Origin of the sequence: Paenibacillus sp. FSL P4-0176, from assembly GCF_037975265.1 — a bacterium.
In the GTDB taxonomy this organism is placed as follows: domain Bacteria; phylum Bacillota; class Bacilli; order Paenibacillales; family Paenibacillaceae; genus Paenibacillus; species Paenibacillus amylolyticus.
This window is the reverse complement of the sequence record NZ_CP150242.1, coordinates 3,308,401-3,327,020: the sequence shown is the minus strand read 5'-3', so window position 1 is coordinate 3,327,020 and position 18,620 is coordinate 3,308,401. Positions and strand designations below refer to the sequence as shown.

Annotated in this window: 17 protein-coding genes; 5 read left to right on the top strand and 12 right to left on the bottom strand. The window is 44.7% G+C overall.

From position 1 onward, the window contains the following. The first annotated feature begins 167 nt into the window (after positions 1–167). Together MKY95_RS15165 and MKY95_RS15160 are read left to right on the top strand one after the other, a co-directional pair. Positions 168–977 (top strand): DUF6492 family protein, encoded by an 810-nt coding sequence (locus tag MKY95_RS15165; protein WP_339199538.1) that lies wholly within the window; start codon positions 168–170, stop codon positions 975–977. A gap of 17 nt (positions 978–994) precedes the next feature. Next, positions 995–2,365: a sugar phosphate nucleotidyltransferase gene (locus MKY95_RS15160; protein WP_076317949.1), complete on the top strand. Its 1,371-nt coding sequence runs from the start codon at positions 995–997 to the stop codon at positions 2,363–2,365. 106 nt (positions 2,366–2,471) lie between these two features. On the opposite strand, the gene MKY95_RS15155 is transcribed toward MKY95_RS15160, so the two are convergent. From MKY95_RS15155 to MKY95_RS15135, 5 genes are all read right to left on the bottom strand, one after another. Further along, a complete protein-coding gene (locus MKY95_RS15155) occupies positions 2,472–5,282 on the bottom strand; it encodes a glycoside hydrolase family 2 TIM barrel-domain containing protein (protein WP_076317950.1) in 2,811 nt (936 codons plus the stop codon). A gap of 186 nt (positions 5,283–5,468) precedes the next feature. After that, positions 5,469–6,263, bottom strand: a complete 795-nt coding sequence (locus tag MKY95_RS15150) for an SDR family oxidoreductase (protein ID WP_076317951.1) — start codon at positions 6,261–6,263, stop codon at positions 5,469–5,471. 130 nt (positions 6,264–6,393) lie between these two features. Further along, complete coding sequence (locus MKY95_RS15145) at positions 6,394–7,392, bottom strand: helix-turn-helix domain-containing protein (protein WP_339199534.1); 999 nt, start codon at positions 7,390–7,392, stop codon at positions 6,394–6,396. A 192-nt stretch (positions 7,393–7,584) separates the two neighbouring features. Further along, positions 7,585–8,172: an alpha/beta fold hydrolase gene (locus MKY95_RS15140; RefSeq protein ID WP_076318164.1), complete on the bottom strand. Its 588-nt coding sequence runs from the start codon at positions 8,170–8,172 to the stop codon at positions 7,585–7,587. 170 nt (positions 8,173–8,342) lie between these two features. Continuing rightward, a complete protein-coding gene (locus tag MKY95_RS15135; RefSeq protein ID WP_076317953.1) occupies positions 8,343–8,651 on the bottom strand; it encodes a hypothetical protein in 309 nt (102 codons plus the stop codon). Between the two features lie 163 nt (positions 8,652–8,814). On the opposite strand from MKY95_RS15135, the gene MKY95_RS15130 reads away from it, so the two are divergent. Beyond that, entirely contained in the window at positions 8,815–10,047 is a 1,233-nt protein-coding gene (locus MKY95_RS15130) for an ATP-binding protein (protein WP_339199531.1), read from the top strand. A gap of 46 nt (positions 10,048–10,093) precedes the next feature. Continuing rightward, complete coding sequence (locus tag MKY95_RS15125) at positions 10,094–10,519, top strand: hypothetical protein (protein ID WP_036608140.1); 426 nt, start codon at positions 10,094–10,096, stop codon at positions 10,517–10,519. A 96-nt stretch (positions 10,520–10,615) separates the two neighbouring features. On the opposite strand, the gene MKY95_RS15120 is transcribed toward MKY95_RS15125, so the two are convergent. Next, positions 10,616–11,038, bottom strand: coding sequence for a hypothetical protein (locus tag MKY95_RS15120; protein ID WP_017688591.1), 423 nt, complete (start codon positions 11,036–11,038; stop codon positions 10,616–10,618). A 266-nt stretch (positions 11,039–11,304) separates the two neighbouring features. On the opposite strand from MKY95_RS15120, the gene MKY95_RS15115 reads away from it, so the two are divergent. Continuing rightward, complete coding sequence (locus MKY95_RS15115) at positions 11,305–12,579, top strand: stalk domain-containing protein (protein WP_339199525.1); 1,275 nt, start codon at positions 11,305–11,307, stop codon at positions 12,577–12,579. Positions 12,580–12,662: 83 nt separating this feature from the next. Here the strand turns inward: MKY95_RS15115 and MKY95_RS15110 are convergent, their stop codons facing one another. The 6 genes from MKY95_RS15110 to MKY95_RS15085 form a co-directional block, all read right to left on the bottom strand. Next, a complete protein-coding gene (locus MKY95_RS15110) occupies positions 12,663–12,881 on the bottom strand; it encodes a hypothetical protein (protein WP_036608149.1) in 219 nt (72 codons plus the stop codon). A gap of 42 nt (positions 12,882–12,923) precedes the next feature. Further along, entirely contained in the window at positions 12,924–14,075 is a 1,152-nt protein-coding gene (locus tag MKY95_RS15105; RefSeq protein WP_339199522.1) for a Ger(x)C family spore germination protein, read from the bottom strand. A 42-nt stretch (positions 14,076–14,117) separates the two neighbouring features. Then, positions 14,118–15,233 carry an endospore germination permease gene (locus MKY95_RS15100; RefSeq protein ID WP_339199519.1) on the bottom strand — a complete coding sequence of 372 codons (1,116 nt, stop codon included), beginning with the start codon at positions 15,231–15,233 and terminating at the stop codon, positions 14,118–14,120. 40 nt (positions 15,234–15,273) lie between these two features. Then, a complete protein-coding gene (locus MKY95_RS15095) occupies positions 15,274–16,683 on the bottom strand; it encodes a spore germination protein (protein WP_036608157.1) in 1,410 nt (469 codons plus the stop codon). Positions 16,684–16,831: 148 nt separating this feature from the next. Further along, positions 16,832–17,713 carry a carbohydrate ABC transporter permease gene (locus MKY95_RS15090; RefSeq protein ID WP_081745887.1) on the bottom strand — a complete coding sequence of 294 codons (882 nt, stop codon included), beginning with the start codon at positions 17,711–17,713 and terminating at the stop codon, positions 16,832–16,834. Between the two features lie 14 nt (positions 17,714–17,727). Continuing rightward, positions 17,728–18,618: a sugar ABC transporter permease gene (locus MKY95_RS15085; RefSeq protein WP_036608160.1), complete on the bottom strand. Its 891-nt coding sequence runs from the start codon at positions 18,616–18,618 to the stop codon at positions 17,728–17,730. Positions 18,619–18,620: the final 2 nt, after the last annotated feature.

The window sequence follows — 18,620 nt, the reverse complement described above, 5'->3', positions numbered from 1 at the left end:
CTGCTGTTTGATCAAGATCCTGCAAGCATTATATGTAATACCGATAAAGGAACCCTCAACAAAAGCCCCTATTCGTAAAAATGTATATTTGCACATGCCCTGACCAAAACACTTTTGCACACATACCATATAATGAGTCATCACGATTTGTGCAAGGAGATGAGTAGATGTCCGTCCAGCCTGGAATCCGGTTGAATAATGCGCCTAAGATTGATGTTCTTATACCAGCGATCGAGAAAGATTTGGCTACCCTTCCCCTCGTCATCGATAACATTCGCCGTTATGTAAAACATCCCATTGGAAGCATATATATTGTTTCTCCGGTCAGCACCAAGATCAGAAAACTCTGTACCCTCAAAAACTGCATTTTTGTTAATGAGCGATCCGTCCTGCCTATAACCAAAAACGACATACACTACCAGTCCTCCCGATGGAATCGGTCAGGCTGGTTATATCAGCAGTTGCTCAAAATGAACGGAGATTCCATTGTGAAGGCAAAGTACTTTCTAGTCATGGATGCAGATACCGTACTGATTAAACCTCATTCATTTCTTGTAGAAGGCAAAACAGTCTTTTACTGCCGTGACTGGAGCCAGCCGGAATATTTCAATACCTACCGCAAGTTATTAGGCATGAAAGCTCCGCGTCCCCGCTCTTTTGTCACCCATTATATGCTGTTCGACAAATCGAAACTCGCTGCCTTAAAACAGAAAATTGAAGCGGTTCATAAACTGCCATGGTACAAAGCGATCATCTCCAATATCAATAAGAAAAAGCAGTTTGGTTTCTCCGAGTATGAAACGTATGCCAATTTTATGTATACGAAAAACCCAGGCAGCATGGTCCTTAGAAGTTCCAAGAATAAAAGTCTGAATGTGAACGCTTCTTCGTTAAAAGAGCAACAAATCCGCAATCTGGCTCTTAAATATCGTTCTCTTTCCTTTCATAAACGGAAAATCTATAGTAAAGCTCCCTGAGCTTAAGGAGGAAGCCCATGCATATCGTAATGCTGTGCGGCGGCTCTGGCAAAAGGCTCTGGCCTTTATCCAATGAGCTTCGCTCCAAGCTGTTCATAGATATACTTCCATCACCCGCTGGAGGTAGGGAATCCATGATCAGCAGAGTATGCCGCCAGCTTGACAGTTCATCCCTAACGGATTCAACACTCATTATTTCACATCAAGATCAGGCTAATATTACGGCACGACATACTCAAGGCAAAATCCCAGTCATTGGGGAACCTTATAAACGAGGCACTTTTACTGCGGCGGCCTTAGCGACGTTATATCTGCAATCCTTCCGAATGGCCAAAGATGACGATGTGATCTGTATCGCGCCAGCTGATGTGTTCGCAGGTGAAGATTTTTTCAGCAACTTCCAATTACTGCCGGACATATTGAAACATTCTCAAGCCGAAATCGCTTTAATTGGGACAAGGCCTACACATGCTTCAGAACAGTATGGATACATCCTGCCGGGTGGGGAAGAACGTAATGCTTATGCGCCCATAACACAATTTATAGAAAAACCTGAAGCCACCATTGCTGAAACGCTGCTACAACGTGGGGCACTATGGAACTGCGGTGTGTACGCGTTCACCGTCGCGTTTATGATATCCCATATTAAAAAAATGGGGCTTCCGGTTCATTATGATCAATTGTCGTCCCTGTATGAAGCGTTACCTGAACGCAGTTTTGACAAGCATGTTGCAGAAAAGGCACAGCGGGCCGTAGTCCTGCCTTATAAGGGAGTATGGCAGGATATCGGAAGCTGGGATACGCTGTGCGCACAGTTAGATACCCATGTAATCGGACACGGTGGAATCTCGGGTTCTTCCTCCGATTCCTATATTATTAACGAGCTTCCCTACCCCATCCAAGTCATTGGCGTGCCAGGTATTATCGCTGCCGCAAGTCCGGATGGCATTCTCATTGCCAACAAAAATAATTCAAATGAAATTAAAGCTCAATTGGGTAACTTGCCATTAAAACCGATGTATGGTGAAGCAACCTGGGGCAGTTATCGTGTCATTGAGAGTTCGTTAGACGATGAGAATACAACTGTAACCACATTAAACATAACGGTTCTACCGGGCAAACATATCGGGTTGAACTGGCATAGAACTGGGTGTAGAGCATGGACCGTGCTTGCAGGCAGTGGGCAAGTGCTTGTCAACGGAAAGGTCATGCAAGTGAGTATGGGCAATCAGTTCGTGATTACCAAGGAGAGTCTCTTTTCTATTCTGGCTGAAACCAGGATGGTGATCCTTGAGGTCCGGATCGGAGTAACAGAGGAGAAAGACAACATACTTTTTGAAGAAGATTGGAATGTAATCCTAAAAAGTGCAGGTTCATTTAACGCATAATGAGAGAATGAACCGATTCAATCTGCATGTCTTATAGCCCCTTCCATACGCGGAAGGGGCTCATTGGCATAATTAAGGGAAACCTGACACTTCTTCTCCCTACATCTTAGTTAAACAACTTGCGAAGTTCCTCTACTTCCAGACGTGCAACTGGCTGGTAAGCGGAACTTTGTACATAATGCTGGAAGCTGTATAACAGCTGTCTGCCCTCCAATGTAGTCATCAGACGCTCCAGATTCAGCGCTCCCATCAGCACTCTCCCCTTCCGGACCCGACACTCCATCAACAGGCCGAGCTTGTGGTTTCGCTCAAAATTATCAATGGTCTGCACGATCGGATTCAAGTCTTTATCCAACTCATCCAAGATGATCGATGACGACTCGGACACGATGCTCCACCACGGATAAGTTGAGTGCTCCTCTGAGACAAAATGTTCGAAGGCCGGATGATCCTGTTGAATTAACAAGCCCATTGTGCCCACAGGAACTTCTCTTTTCATATTCTCCGAGATGGATCGGAACATAGGGTAAGACCAGAAATCGGTGCTATAGAAACCTTGGATCGCGTGTTGAAGCTGATTGGGATTCGGGAAAAGTAAAATATCCTCGCCCTGCTCAAGCAGCGCCAACGCCTGTTCCGAGAGTTCGGTAAATAGATTCAAACCGCTCAGGTCCACTTCCTCCTGACTCGGGTAGATCCACAGGTAGTAAGACTTACGGATATCCGTACCCGGAATAGACAGTCTAAGTTCCACTTTGGTCATATTGGAGACTTCAGGAATGCGAATGCTGAGATCCGCGACATTCACATAGTGTTCTCCATGGGTCGCTGGCAGGTCTGCTTTCCCTTCTGTAAGGGTGGAATCCTCACCATGTAGCTCCCACTTCAGATGACGTCCGTCCAATGCCTGTCTGCGGAAGTAACTTAGTTCAATGCGTGCTTCGAACAATTCACCCGCTTGATAATTATATTTGGGGAATCTCGCCAACAACACAGCGTCGGAACAAAACGTTCTCCACTCCTCAGGTGTAATCATGCCTTTGGAATCCATGAATGCGTCCAGTACACCCACCAGCGCTGTTCCCTGACCACTGAAATCCTGGAGATCCAGCAGCTGGAACCCGGCTAGTTGCTGCGAACGAAAAGCAGCTTCCAGTTCTTCCTTGTAACATGCGACCGCGAGTTTACCAGAGGCTCTGAAGTATGCTTCCGCCAGATGTCCCAGTCCTTTGGCATTCAGACGCTCCCGAAACACTTCGAAATTCTTGGCTTTGAGAGAACCCGTATACTTGTTGATCTCCTCGAAATTAGGAAACGTGGCGTACTGTCCAATTTCATGCGAGATGATTGGTACGTGTGAGACAAGTTGGTCACTTCCAGCTTCGGCCTGCACTGTTTTGGAACCTGTCCCATACTGAATCTGAATCTCTTTGTCCCCAGTCTGACCAGAAGGGTCAGCATCGCTGCCTTGCTCAGGTACAATGTTTGAATCGTAATCTTTCAATGTATTTGGCAGGTCGGTCTGCACGTGACCGAGCGGAGCATCACACATCGCATATGAACCTCTGAACAGGCGCTCTTTGGAGAAACGAACCCCGCAGAAGAATTCACTTTCCTCCAGAATGTCCGGCACAAACTGAAAGTTATTCGAACCTTCGGTGTATAGATGACGATGATCATATGCTTTGTATGCCTTCAGGATCGAATTCAATCTGTCCTTGCTTCCCCATAGTTCATTCCCCATCGACATCATGACAAACGAAGGATGATTACCAAAAGCACGCAGCATCGCAAATCCTTCGCTAATCAAGTAATCCTGCTCGGCTTGATTATGCCCATCCGAAGATTCATCCGTAATCGTTCCCCAGAACGGAAGCTCAGGCTCCATGTAGATGCCGAGCAGATCCGCTGCAATAAAAGCAGCCTCCGGAGGACAACAGGTATGAAAACGGTAGTGATTGATACCGTAGGACTTGGAGATAGCGAGAATACGAACCCATTCATCCACATCTGTTGGCGCGTATCCCGTGAGCGGAAAGATCAGCCCGTCATGTTTGCCTCGAAGAAACGTTTTTCGACCATTAATGGTGAATTTGTCTCCAGCAGCCCGGAATTCCCGTAATCCCGTCCATACTTCGGTGGAATCCAGCACTTCGCCGTCCTGATCTTGCAGATGAATATGAAGTTGGTACAGGTTAGGTTCATCATCACTCCATAACATCGCATCTTCACCAATCTTGTACGTCAGCTGGATTTCCTGCGAATCCGGGGCGAAAATCTGTTCCTCGGTCGTATACACCGGATCTGCACTGACTGCAACAGCTGAAACCACGATTCGTACTTCTTGCAGGTCACCAACAAGTGCTGCCTTGATATCGAAAGATCGAGTCGCAAGATCGGGATAGACCTGAACATTATCCAGGAAAACACGCTCGAAAAATTGAAGTTCCAATTTCCCGGTGATGCCGTTCCAATTCGTCTGTGTGTCTTCGGATGTAAGGTGACCCCCTTTGGTTGGATAATTGGTATTGTCCACACGAATCGTAATTGTATGAGTCCCAGCGGTTAACCCTGCCTCAATCTCGTAACGGTGAGGTGTGTTCAGACTGTTTTGCTTTCCCCATTCCACCCCATCAATCCAGACTGTGGTAACTCTTGTTCGTTCCAGATGCAAGAAACAACGTTTGCCAGCCAAGTGTTCGGGAATTTCAATCTCTCGTGAAAACCAGGCATAACCCTCGAATAAGTACTCATCCGTCAGCGCACCGATTAACACATTCTCGTTTTTCTTGCCCTTGGCCGCATGAGATGTAGTATTTGGCAATGTAATAACGTCTGAGAAATTCAGACCACGTTCCACCTTATGTTCATCAAGTTGGAGTTTCCATATGCCTTCCAGATTTATTGCTTCTATCATGATAGTGTCCCCTTTTAGATTCATATAATCGATAAAAGTAATCGCTTCCAATGAACAGAAATCGTTTTCGAAAAACATACCTGTATTATAAACTCGATTGACGCCCTCGCATAGATCATTTACAAATAAAAAAGCCGCCAATGCTGGCGACATCTTATGGATACATATCCTGTATCCTGAACAATTTTAAAATATGGTGGGAACCATGCCCCCGTCCATCCGGATGGGAGAGCCTCTGAAGGCTGAAGCATATGGGCTGCATACAAATGCAGCGAGTCTGCCTATTTCACTTGGCTTGATGAATCGCTGTAATTCGGACTGTGGCAGATTACTCTTCATAAAGTCTTTCTCTTTTTCCTCAAAAGTCAGTGCCTCATCAGGGTATATGCCCTCAATGATTTCTTGTACGTTTTCGGACAGTGTTGGACCTGGCAGGATCGTATTGATCGTAACCTCGCTCCCTGCTGTCAGTTTGGACAAACTTTTGGATAATGACAGCAGCATTGACTTGGTCATGCAATACTGAGGCATCTGGCCTGAAGGCATAAGGGCTTCTTCACTTGCAATGAAAATAATACGTCCGTCATTGTTCTTCACCATTTTAGGTAAATAAAATTGAGACAAGCCATTGGCAGCAAGTACATTAGTACGGAAATATTTCTCCCACACTTCATCATTTATGTCTTCATAACTCATGATTTCATATATACCCATGTTATTGATTAATATATCAACTTCAGGAAATTTCTCGAATAAAGCTTCGCGTTGCGCCAGATCCACAAGATCAGCGGTAGCCTTTTGCGGAGAGGTCTCCGGAAAAGTAGACTTGATTTCACGAACGGTTTGTTCCACCTCTTCATCATTACGTCCATTAATCAGAACATGAACACCTTCTCGAGCGAGTTCTATAGCAATCGCTTTACCGATTCCTTTTGTTGATCCTGTAACTAAGGCTGTTTTCTCTTTTAGTCCCATATCCATCCTGCATTTCTCCTTCTTGATTACAACTATCCGGCAGCTATTTCTTGAAAATTGCCAACAGCTTCATACACCGGGTAGATATAATATTACGCAGTCTGAGGGGCCTAGTAACTAGCACTTTACGCCAGAATTATTGCCTTACACGCCAATTTGAAGGTGTATCCCCTTCCCAGATCTTGAAAGCACGATAGAATGAATTCTGATCTTCATATCCAACCAGAAATGCCACTTCTTTGATATCGAGTGAAGGATCTGCAAGGTACTCTCGGGCCTGCTCACGTCTGGCCTCGGTTAATAATTGCTTGAAGTTTGTGTTCTCCTCCGTCAGTCGCCGCTGCAAGGTACGATCACTCATGCGAAGCTCTTTGGCGACCGTCTGGATGTCAGGGCGCTTTCCTGTGAGGCTGCGTTTCATAATCCATTTGACCACTTCAGTAATGGAACGATTGCTCTCTTGTTCGTCCAGCGACCGATCCAGTGCCGGGGTCAGAATCTCCAGTAACTCCTCGTTATACGATAGAAATGGAAGACTCAGATCTTTCCGTTCCAGCGTCAGCCGATTATGGTTAGAATTCGTATCAACTCGGCAGCCGAAGTAAGCCTCAAGGGTGGCTACGTCACCCATCGGTTGGGAGAACTCAACCCTTTTGGCAGTCAAAGGTTGTCCTGTGCCCCTCCGTCCAAGTTCGATCAGAAATGCCAGCGTAATACCAACAAGTAATGGCGGACCTTGTTGCTCCTTATGTAACCATTCGAGTTCAATGAACCATTCCTCACCTGCTTCGGTAATCTGCAAACTCTCGGGAGGACACATTTGCTTGTAACGCACCATGCGATTCAACGCATCACGATAATCACGAGCATGGTACATCGCCAGTACAGGTGGAGGATACTTCGATATTTCATATCCGGTTGCAAGTTTGATGATGCCCTCGGCGGTGTCCCCATTGAGATCAGAGTAGGCCTGCCAGATTGCGAAGTATTGAGATTGGGTCACTACAGGTTTATTTATTGTCTCAAGAGATAGTTGTGCTGTGCGAGCGATGTCATCAGCACCAATCCCTAATTGATGTAATCCAGCCCAAAAGCCTGGATGAACTTTAATCCGATCATTCGGTTGAGGTTGCATGTATACAGACTCCTTTAACTTGTTCCATTTTTATTCTGATTTCTAATTATAGAATGGATGTACCTATTTTTGAAACTTACCTCAGCGAGCCATTTCCGGGTAATACGAAAACACGACTAACCATGAATGGCCAGTCGTGTTCAAGTCAATCATTCAGTATATTATGAGAGAATGCACATTTTGTATGTTCAGCTACTCATTCAACGCAGTTTTGATCAGGGCATTCACCCGCGAGTTAAACAGCAGACCGATATGGGATACGAGGGAAACCGAAACGTTGTTCGCCCCGTTCAACCGGGAAAGTACCGGGGACACAATCGTGTCACTGGTGGAATAGATCGAAGTCACCTTTATTCCACTCGGAGCTGTCGTTGTGGTCAATCGATTAGCCCCGCCAAGGGTAATCAACTTATCCACTTTGGAAGCGCCTCCACGGTTAAGTATGTAATAGAGACTATTAGCTCCACCCATGCTATGAGCTATAATATTGACTTTTGTATGACCCGTTTGGCGCAGAACATCATCTACGAATCGACTAATTGCTGCGGAGTTCAACAGCTGGTTTCCTTGTTTGCTAGGAAGGTCAATCGCGAATAATTCGTCTCTTGTCCACCCTTGACTACGCAAATAACTCTCAATTGCTGTAAAATTGCTATCTGAACCGGTCAATCCATGTACCAATACAATGGGTGTACGTGCCGTAGCTGCAGAAGCCTTTGAACTCGATCCTATTCCAGTTATGGATAAGGCAAGGATCATACTCATGAATACAACAAGCATTAATTTGGTCTTTTTCACTTCATTACCCTCCTGTAAAATGTTTTATATTCCATATATTACAATCTAACATATGGAATATAAATGAATCTTTAGTCTCATTTTTACAGGGATGTCTAAAGTATACTACAAATAACATCATTACATTTTATTAAACTCTAGTTCTCTACTTCTTACCCTTCAACGATATCTGCACGTAGATCTGTTGCAATCTCAATCATTTTGGGTACAATAGCTTCGTTAGAAATAGCTACATACAGATCCCCCATGTACAAACGAAAAGCAATCTGTGCACCCTCAAGGTCCCACATAAAAAAGTCCCCGTCGATGGTCATGGTGCTCTCAGCTCCTACAATGTTAAGAACCGGTGAATAGGTAAAATCGGGTTGGGATTCGAAGTAGAGTTTGCACTCTTCCAGCGAGATGGATTGTTCGGCATTACTATCTTGCATGGATCGGGTAATTCGAAAACGCTGATTCATTGATTTGCCTCCAAAACTTTATTAATATATACATGTTGCACAGCATTATATTTTCTCATTTCCGTCTTCCACTGTCAAAACCATACATGATCGATTCTTCAAATTCATATATACTGAATACAGTGCACAACGAATTTCTACAATCAGGAGGAGTCAAATCAATATGTTAAAAACAGAATTCATTGATGTACTATCCCTTGTCTCACATAAATTATATGATTCGGCTGCTAATGTCATGGACACGGCAAGCAGGTTAATTCCTGCAAACACGTTTTGTATTGCCCAGTTGGATCATCTATCCACCAAGGTTCTGAACGTATATAATCGTGAAAAACTTATTCTGGGTGAGGGGCTGGTCGTTGATAACGCCGAGTCATACTGTGCACTTGTGACTGAACATTCCCAAGGCCCGTTAGTAATCAATAATAATCTAACACATCCATTAACCAGACATATGGACGCAACCGAATTCGTAGGTGGGTGTTCATTTGTTGGTGTGCCTATACATAATGAGAACGGAGAAATCTACGGCTCCCTTTGCTCATTTGATCAGGATTTCTATTCCTATCAACAAAAGGACGTGGATCTGCTTCTCTCCTTGTCTTCCTTTTTCACGAGTCTTCTTGAGATGGAAACAACTCTGCAACAATTAAAACAGGCGGAAGAGACCGCTGCAAAAGTGCTTGAAGAAAAGAAAAATTTGCTGGCCGTTCTCAGCCATGAAATCCGGACGCCAATGAATGGTGTTCTTGCAATGGCCAATCTGTTGCAATCGACCAGGCTAAGTGAGGATCAATCGTTATATGTTAATGTCATTGAGTCAAGTGGCGCCAGCCTTCTGTCGATGATGGATCAGATTCTGGACTACTCCAAAGCAGAAGCTGGTGCGATCTCTCTGGAGATCAAGCCCTATAGTGTCACTGAAACAGTTGAACATGTATTACAATTATTCTCTTCTGAAGCACAGAAAAAAGGAATTAGGTTGTACGCAGAATATAATATTAATGATCATCTGATGCTTATGGGCGATCAGCACAAAGTTCGTCAGATTCTAATCAATCTCGTTGGGAATGCACTTAAATTTACGGAGAAAGGTGAAGTATGCATCTCTACTGAGGTATCTGCTGATACAGAAGGTACTCTCCATGCATCCTACGAAATAAAGGATACGGGCATCGGCATCCCGCAGGATCGTCAGGATCTATTGTTCAAATCCTATTCCCAGATTCATGGTAATTCAGGAAAGTATGGCGGAGCAGGGCTGGGCCTGTCCATCTGTAAACAACTCGCCGAATTAATGGGTGGCATTGTATGGCTTAAAAAGTCCAGTCCTATGGGCAGTCGGTTTGTCTTTAATATTTCCAGCGCTTCACCCAACGTCCATACGAATATCTGAATGATGAATATATTATTCTATCTGAAACAGATAGGAGGTATATACGTTGACTCAATTTCTGGATGCAAGATCATCGCAAAATGCCGCCTTGTTTAATTCTATCTCCATACCGATTCCAGTGATTTTTACGCCACAATTATTCGGCCAGATTGGTCTCATCACCGCTGGAGCCGGAACCAATCTAAGAGTTTCATTAAAAGGAACCATCACGGTGCAATTGCCGCGTGCACTTTTTATAGTGAGGATTACTGTGGTAAGAGGAACAATCGCAACCGATCCAATTGTATACTCGGGAAACCACACATATGGTCTGAATGGTCTGCTTAACCCTGAAGTGATTGTCTTCTCTTCCACTGACTATAACCCACCGCTTATGCCTCAATTAACCTATACCGCATTTATCAGCACAAACCTGCTCGGTACTACTCGGGTGGGACCCGAGAGTTTCGACGGATATGTCGTTTCAGATTGAACAAACATGTACAACCCCATACCTCTAATCGGTTTCCCGTAGATTAGAGATATGGGGTTGTTTTTACGATAACATAACTATTTTTAGAGCGAGCTATTAATCAGAGACCACAAATCCATCAAAATTCTCGGGACCAACGCGGATTGTTCCCAGCAAGTTGGAGCTTACAAAAGCAGTGTAAGTTAATTGTGGTAAAATCGGTGGATTAAAATCATTTCCAGAGAATGTAATTACTTGTGGTGCCAATACACTTAAACCAAATGTGGACGTTGCGGAGTAAATAACCGGGTCCGTTGACAAGGTACCTCTTACAACGGTAATCGTTATGCCCACAAGAGCTAAAGGTAATTGTACAGAAACCGTCCCTTTAAATTGAACTCTGGGATTGGCTCCTGCTCCGGCAGTTTGCAGACCAATTTGACCAAAGAGCTGTGGGGTGTTCAGGAATAATATTGGAATAGCTATTGAGTTGGCCAAACTGGCATTTTGTGATGTTCTTGCATCCAGAAATGTGCTCATCAATCTACCTCCTAATGTTGGGATAGGATAGTATATTCGTAGCGTACTATTGTGTTTGGACTTCTAGCCAACAACTCACCAAAGCTATCATTCAATTACACTATGGTTGGAAGAATCCATTAAACAGCGATATGGTATATATGACTATATTCCAGACTCTTATATTGGAACGATATGAAAATTTTGTTATGCTACATATGTTAGATTACTAGATTCTGTTCAAAATATAATTCTACTATTATGTACGGAGTTGGAGGACACAAACGATGCTTATTAAACGTGTAGGAAACATCGCTGCGGTTACCGTAATTGCTCTCTCTATTCTTGGAAGTACCCCCAATATCGGTGGAGCCTATGCTGCCCCGGCCATCTCAGTTCAATTGGATGATGTGCCCCTGATATTTGATGCAGCTCCACGTATTGATAGAGGTGTCACTTACGTTCCGTTTCGGACGGTCGGGGAAGCCCTAGGTATCGATATTACCTGGAACAGCAAATCACAGACTGTAAAAGCAACGAACACTGTGAAAGGACAAACTACCGAGGTACTATTACAAGTTGGCAGCACCACAGCGACCGTAAATGGAAAAAAAGTTACACTTGCTGCAGCACCCGTTCAGCGGGAGGGCCGCGTACTTATTCCACTAAGTTCGTTCAGTAACCAATTCGGTGTACAAGTAAGCTGGAATCAAGCAACCAAGACGGTCTCCCTTGTCTCCCCACAACGCGAGATGCACCTGAGAGCCTTCTATGCATTGCAATCCTTTCAAGAAAAGGACCTTATTACTTCCATGAATTCCGTAGCCTTTGGCTGGAGCCGCATTGATCGTGAAGGCCAATTTACGCTCCAAGGGGATGAGTACCGCCTCCCTGCTGCTGCGGGTGATATTACACCGCAGTCTATCGTTGCTGACGCAGCAGATCAGCAGATCCAACCACAGCTCATGGTGTACGCATTGGACGGAAATGGTGAACTGACCAAAGTTCTGAGCGACAAGAGCCTGCGGCAGAAATCGATTGAAGGTATAACTGCTGCTGTCACAGAGCATGGTTTTGACGGAGTTGTTCTGGATTTTGAAGGACTGGGCTTTAAACTGGATGTAGTAGAACAACAGAAGCTGCTCAATGCTTACGTGAAACAATTAAAAAGTTCCTTGCCCCAGGAGACAGCTTTATCTCTGGCGGTACCACCGCTAAATAGTGCTTATAAAGGTTATGATTACAAGACACTTGCCTCTATTGCAGATGATCTTATCATTATGGCCTATCAGTATAATCCGGTTGGCACCAAATCTCAGGTACCTGAGCCAAATAGTCTTGTAGATCAGGCGATTCAATTAGCCATTCAGGCCGGTGTCCCAAAGAGCAAGCTTCTGCTCGGTATCAGTCTAAGCAGTGAAATGCCGTCCTCTGTTGATGATAAGCTGGGTCTCGCCAAACGTTATGACCTCAAAGGAGCCGCGTTCTGGCGTCTGGGTCTGTTCCGTTCCTACAATACAAAGATGGAAGATGCCGTGAATGCTTCTGTGATCAAAGAGTAAACTTTCTAACTGGCTACAACTTAAATAAAAGAAGGACCGCGCCTCTGGTACGCAGAGACTTGGTCCTTCTTTTTCCCATCATCTTATTTTATAAATTTATCCACACTTCCAAATATAAGCTTCACAAACTGGGTAGGACCAGGCAAACGGGGCTGAAAGAGAAGAATGATCCCAATTACTGCCGCCACAGCAGTAAATCCCGCGCTCACTATTCTGGCTCGCTTCTCTTTGCTGCTCTTCCACTCTCCATACACTATCGCAGTCGCCAGCATCAATATTCCAAGGATTGAGCCTAGTTTCATGCAATCACCTCTCTTCCAGGCTTGTACAGGAGCCGATTCTGTTCAACTTTCGTCCTCATTAGGTATCCCCTGTGGTCCTGTTGATTTTCCGGTACGTACTACATGTGCATCTACGTTGACTTCCACGTCCATATCAGGATAGATGGTTTCCCAGTTCTTCTCCTGCGCTTTCCATTGATGCGGGTAATATCTGCGGAATTCAACTGCGAATTTGAAGAAATCGGAGCGCTGCTCTTTCTGGGACATGTCTAAAGCATCATGAGCCAAAGATGTGAGTTTAGCCGACCATTCCTTTTCCAGTTTAGTTAATACAGCGGGATCCGTCAGATTGGCATCCGTCGTATTTAACACCACTTCTCCCCTGGTTTGGATGTCGACCTTCATACTCCACTGTTTGTTTACAATTCGCGGCTTCAAGGAGGTTTTATTTTCAATGAGTCTTATCGAAAAAGAACCCTTTAACGGCTCAAACTCAACGGGCATGATAATGCTGTTCAGTTCTTTTGCAAGTAGTAATACACCTACGCTTAGTGGTTCTTTGACCGTCTTGACATAACGATCCTTCTTATACATACTCAGACCTTTCACATATGGCGTAGTCGTCAGTTTATCCTGATCGGGCTCCGGGGGTAAGATTAACATGCGAGACAAAATGGCTGAACTGCTCGGACCTTCAATAGATTTAGCCAGTTCAAGCGCAGTAACACGTGTACCTAACTTCAGATTGGCCATCTCACGTAGCGATTCAGCAGAACTTCGCTCCAGTGGATCAAGTAACGCAAGGATATCTTTCGCAGCCTTTTCGCTGGAAAAGACATATGCATGCTCCCTGAACTGAGGGTAACGCAGGAAGAAATCGATATACTCGCGGATACCGCGTTTGCCTGCTTGCTCACTGATGATTATGACTTCGCAGTGGCCCCAGAACATATTCCGGGGAACTTTACGTTGTAACCGATTCAATGCCTCTGCAATTGTACGTCCTTCCGCTGTTCGAATCATTGTTACCCCGCTTGGACTGCCTCCACTCCCACTACTATCTCCTGCACTCGCCTTCCGCGGAATGAAAATCTGTGAAGTCAAATGTACTTCACCATCTTCATAATCTATCCCTGTAGCCAGCACGATAGCCAAATCGTTAATCTCGATGCGATCCCAGCATCCACTTAAAAGCACACAACACAATATTGGCATTAGTAGTACTCTATATATTCGCAAGTGCTCCTCCCCCATCAATCAGGTGTTCGCTCGATTCTTCCGAAAATGTGCCCACCCTTTCTTCAGCCATGCGACACCGTAGATCATAGCCGGAAGGATTAATAAAATGCTGATCGTATACAAGTTGGCTGAGGCGCTAACCAAACTGGAAATACCGGATCCACCGGACACAACCCAGTAAGCAAATATCATGCACAGGAACGAAAGTGGCGCAACCACAGGTTTGTAGTCCCGCAAACCAATCCATTCCGCGGTTGATGTAGCAAAGATATATAAAAAAACGGAAATTTTAACGAAAATACCGAAAATCCAGATAGCAATAATAAGGGATTCGATATGTTGCAAAAAGTCCGCAATGGTTATGTATCTTGCTGCGATCATGACCGGAAATACAAATGTATCCGTTAAATCACCAATTAAAAACAGGCAAAACAGATTGGTCACTGTCATTGCAGTTGTTGTAAACACAAGGGAACCCAGTATGACCCGGGTTATTCGTTTTTTTTCATTCACATAAGGTAGCAGAAAAGCCAACACGATATATTCACTAAACCATGCAGCAGGTGCAGCAGCCCCCGTAATAATGGGAATTGGACCCTTCTCCATAAAAGGAAACAGCTCGGCAGGGTTCAGTTCACCAATCAACAATATAAAGATCAAAGCCAGCAGAACGATCAGCAGGGTAACAAACACCTGAGCGGTTCGTCCGACAACTTCAATCCCGAGTCTGACATTAATCGCACATACAACAACCATCGTCCCCATCACAACAAACAAAGGTGTACGCGGAAGTGCATTATTGACAATGAATTCACCGTATTCCCGAATAATCAAGCCCGTCAGGTGGGGCAAAAAAGCGATATATATCAGGCCGAATAACTTGCCAGGAATCCGACCAATAATCAATACACTGGATTGAATGAGTGTTTTTCCAGGGTACAGATGATCAAGTCCAACGGAAATACCAATGGCAGCCAACCCAACGATCGAACCTATAATTGGGGTCATCCACATGTCATGTCCTGCATAGTGCATTGTAATTCCAGGCACAGACAGGATAGCCGTCGCGAGAATGGCGGGAAAGACCATAAATGCCAATTGAGTCACCGATATTTTCCCTTTGTCCGTCAACATATGTAATCCCGCTCCCTTGTTTGCTTGAATGTAGATTGTTCTAGTGTGGTTTGTTCCTTGGGGATGGACGCCACCATACATCCTTAAGTTCCTTAGCCATCGTAGGTGCTACCGGTGAGAGATAAGGTGTTCCAAATGAACGAAGACTGCTTAGATGAATGACAACCAAGATGACTCCCAGCATGACACCCGTGAGTCCCAACGTTCCTGCAAGAAACATCATGGGAAAACGTAGTAGACGGGTCGCGATGCTGGCAGCATAGCGAGGGATCATGAAAGAAGCGATACCGGTAATCGCTACAATGATAATCATGGGGGCTGAGACAATTCCGGCACTCGTCGCCGCTTGCCCAATAATTAAGGCCCCCACAATACTGACCGCTGATCCGACCTGCTTGGGCAATCGGACGCCAGCCTCACGCAATGCTTCAAAGGCAATTTCCATAATGAGTGCTTCCACCAGGGCAGGAAAAGGGATCTCTTCTCTCGCCCGAGCAATACTGAGAAGTAATACGGTAGGAATCATCTCCTGATGAAACGTCGTAATCGCTACATAAGCCGATGGAAGCAGCATGGATAAAACAAAAAAAATGTATCGCAGCCAGCGTACAAAAACACTCATGAACACATTTTGATAATAATCTTCGGGGGATTGTAACATGGAAAAAATGGTTACTGGTGCGATAAGGGTAAACGGCGTTCCGTCAACGAGAATAGCAAAACGACCTTCCAGCAAGTTGGATACGACGACATCCGGGCGCTCTGTCGCAATCATCTGTGGAAATGGTGAATATCGCTGGTCGACAATGCCTTCCTCAATGTACTGACTCTCCAGTACGTCTCGGAGCTTTAAATCGCCAAGTCGTGTCTCCACTTCCTTAACAAGTTTGGGATCAATAATCCCCTCCATGTATACAAGTGAAATACTGGTGTTTGTACGATCTCCCATGTTACGTGTATGAATCTTCAATGCAGGTGTCTTGAGACGTTTGCGCAATAAAGACATATTCATGGTCAACGACTCTGTGAACCCATCCCGTGCACCACGCACGGTCGATTCAGCTAACGGTTCTTCCGTTGAACGATTTGCAGCTAGGTATAGAGGGTATGTAGTTCCTCCTATTGAACCGTCCAGCAGTAACAGAGCTTCTCCTTCAAATATGGCCTGTACTGCTTGAGTAGTCGTTTCAACTTGCTTAACAGAAGCTAGGGGAACTTGCGCAGCTTCGATCCCCATTTCCTGAAGGGGCGTTAGTACCTGGCGTTCCAGCCGTTCCGTATCGCATACACCAACACAATATACGCATAATGCTGAAGTAAGACACGCCGTTTGGAATGTATGAAATACAACGTCCGAGCAACCCGCAAAAACGGAGCGTAACATTTCTTGATCAATAGCAAGATTTCCGGTTAATGGCAGGTCCTGTTGTGTTATCGCTGATGTGTCCATGACGCCTCCCCTTTCCGTAAACGCTCCGTCCAGATATTCTCAGTTAAAGGTATCCTTTACTTATCAGATGGGATATATACGCAAAATATAGAATGCCAAAAAAGCCGCCCTCATGAGCGACTCTGATGATATAGAACGCTATTTATCCCTATCCTTTCACAGCACCCAAAGCAACACTCCCAATAATCTGTTTGGAAAATATAGAGAATACAATAATAATAGGCAGGATTGAGATCGCTACACCCAAATACAAGAGCCCATAATCCATCCCATAGTACCCCTGCACTAGCGCAACCAATACCGGAAGCGGATATTTATCCAGGGAGAAAAATAGCACGAGCGGTGTCAGGAAATTATTCCATGATCCGATAAACGTGAATATGCCAAGGGCGGCGATTGCCGGCCCCAGAATAGGCAGTACAATCTGATTGAACGTCCGGAACTCACCGGCACTGTCCACCCGTGCAGATTCAATAATCTCATCCGGGATGCTGCTCTCCATGAACTGTTTGATAAAAAATACATTAAACGCGTTAGCCGCAGCAGGCAAAATAATTGCGGCATAACTATCCAGAAGTCCCATCATGCTGAATAGTCGATATACGCCAATCAAAGCCAGTTGACCCGGTACCATCATGGTTGCTAACAGAAACAGGAACAACCCGTTTCGACCTTTGAATTTAAATTTGGCAAATCCATACGCAGTTAAGGCCCCAATATACAGAGATAATACGGTCGATGTTCCGGCAATAAATATGCTGTTGGCAAACCCACGCCATATGTTGATTTTGGATACCATGTTCAGATAGTTATCAATCAAAAATGACCCAGGGAGAAATGTAAACGTCGAAGCAATCGTTGCATTGTTATGTGTGGAATAGATAAGCATCAGATAAAATGGAATAATGCAGAGCACGGCAAGACCTGTCAGCAACAGATAGATGATGATTTTGCCTGCCGTCAGGCCCCTTGTATTGGCATATTGCTGAATCGCCGCATTTGGTTGTTCAACTGATTTTGCAGTTTGCATAAGAACTCCCCTCCCTATGAACGGCTCTTCCGCTTGGTCATGATGAAGGATGCAACGGACAACAATATGATGATAATAAACAGGCAAAATGCTATGGCAGCGCCGTAACCAAATCGTGTGCTCTGAAATGCTACATTATAGAGATACATAATGCTCGTCATGGCTGCTCGGTCAGGACCGCCATTGCCGTTGGTTAGTGTAAATGGCTGATCGAAAATCTGGATGCCACCAATAATGGATGTAATCATCTGAAACAGAATAATTGGACGGAGCATCGGCACGATAATATGGATGAAAATATGTTTCTTTTTCGCGCCATCCATCTGTGCAGCTTCCAGCAATGAAGGATCAATGCCCTGAAGACCTGCAAGGTAGATAACCATGGAATAGCCGAAGTATTGAAAAAACAAAATGGATGATACAATCAGACGCATAAACCAGGGATCATTTTTCCAGTTAATTGGATCTTGTATTATACCGGTCTGCACCAAAAAATGATTCAGTCCGCCAGACTGCCAGTCAAAAATCAAGCTCACAAGCAATCCAAGTGATGCCGCCGTAACGATGTTGGGAAAAAAGTATACGGCTCTGAAAAAGTCCCGTCCTTTGAGCAGCTTATCATTCAAGATAAAAGCCAACACAAGTGAGATTGTGAGCTGTGGAACTACAGATACGCCCCAGATGAATAACGTATTAAACAAGGTTTTGTAGAACAACGGATCTTGTAATACGGCAACGTAGTTACCGATCCCTACAAAGTCAGGTGTCGTGATCCCATCAAAGTTGGTGAAACTGATGTAGAGGGAATATAAAATGGGATACAGCCCAAAAGTGGTGAAAATAATAAAAAACGGAGCAATGAAATAGTAGCCGTAATGGTCCTTGCGAATCGTTTTGGCAAACATGT